This window comes from Streptomyces apricus (genome assembly GCF_008369065.1).
Lineage (GTDB): Bacteria > Actinomycetota > Actinomycetes > Streptomycetales > Streptomycetaceae > Streptomyces > Streptomyces apricus.
In genome coordinates this window covers 1-1,131 of record NZ_VDFC01000089.1, presented here as the reverse complement: position 1 = coordinate 1,131, position 1,131 = coordinate 1, and the positions used below count along the sequence as shown (strand labels likewise).

The following is a 1,131-nucleotide window of genomic DNA, read 5'->3' as shown; positions in this document are numbered from 1 at the left end:
GGGTAGCGAAGGCTGATGGGGCCGGGGCCGGGGCCGTCGGTTTCCGTACAGCCACCGACACCGGTGTCGGCGCCGATGACGACCGGGCCCCGGTCGGTCTCGATCACCTCGACCTCGACGGGGTCGCCGCCCGCCACCTCGATCGTCTCGGTGCGGCGGGAGACGGGGMGCCACGCGCCGTCCGGGCCGAGCGCCTCGACCAGGMGGCCGGGGCCGGAGCTGGMGTCGGAGCCCGGGCCGGTGCCGGAGCCGGTCCGCCGCAGCCGTTCCCGGTACAGGTCCTGGTAGTCGGCCATCGCGTTGGTGATGGACCAGGCCACCGTGCCGGTGTGGCCGAAGTGGGCGATGCCGGGGACGCCCGGCACGGCCAGGCCCACGACGTCGAACTCCGGGCAGGCCAGCCGCACCTGCTGATAGACGCCCGGCGCCTCGATGAAGCGGTGCGGGTCGCCCGCGAGGACCGGGAACCCGGTGGCCGTGCGCGCGCCGTCGACGAGCCAGCCGTTGCTGCCGGCGGTCCCGGGCCCGTCGGTGGCGAACAGCCCGACGGCGTCCGGACCGAGGTGGCGTACGACCTCCTCGCGCCACAGCTTGGCCGGGAAACCGGCGAACAGGATGTGCGTGGCGAGCCAGACGCCCATCGGCGTCCACGGCTCCCACCGGCCCGGCGCGAGCCCGACGGCCTCGAACTCGGGGGCACGGCGGGCCCCTTCGGCGAGGCCCTGGTTGACCCCGTCGACGTACGCCCGGACCCAGCGGGCCGTCCCGGGGTCCCGTCTCTCCAGGGCCGTGAAGCAGCGTCTCGCCGTGTCGTCGAGCAGGGCCCGTCTCGCGAACCGGTCCCAGTCGAGGGCGTCCGCGCCGAGGAACGCGGCCGAGGTGCCGCGGGCCCGGTGCCGCTCCACCTCGATCTGCCAGGCGCGGTCGAGGGCCGTGGCCAGCCCCTGCGCGCGGGCCAGTTCCAGCACGTCGTCCGCGCGGAGGTGCGGTACGCCCCAGGCGTCACGGTGGATCTCGACGGTCACCCTGCGTCTCCCCTCAGATTTAGGTTAGGCTCACCTAACTTGATGGCCGGAATCGTACGCGAAGGGGAAAAACGCCATGGGGCAGGGGCAGGGGCACGGCTGGGAG

General features: G+C 74.5%; 1 protein-coding gene. It reads right to left on the bottom strand.

Annotation, left to right across the window (positions count from 1 at the left end):
* On the bottom strand, positions 1–1,025 hold a 1,025-nt coding region (locus FGF04_RS37245; protein ID WP_149515853.1), incomplete at its 3' end, for a penicillin acylase family protein.
* Positions 1,026–1,131 lie beyond the last annotated feature (106 nt).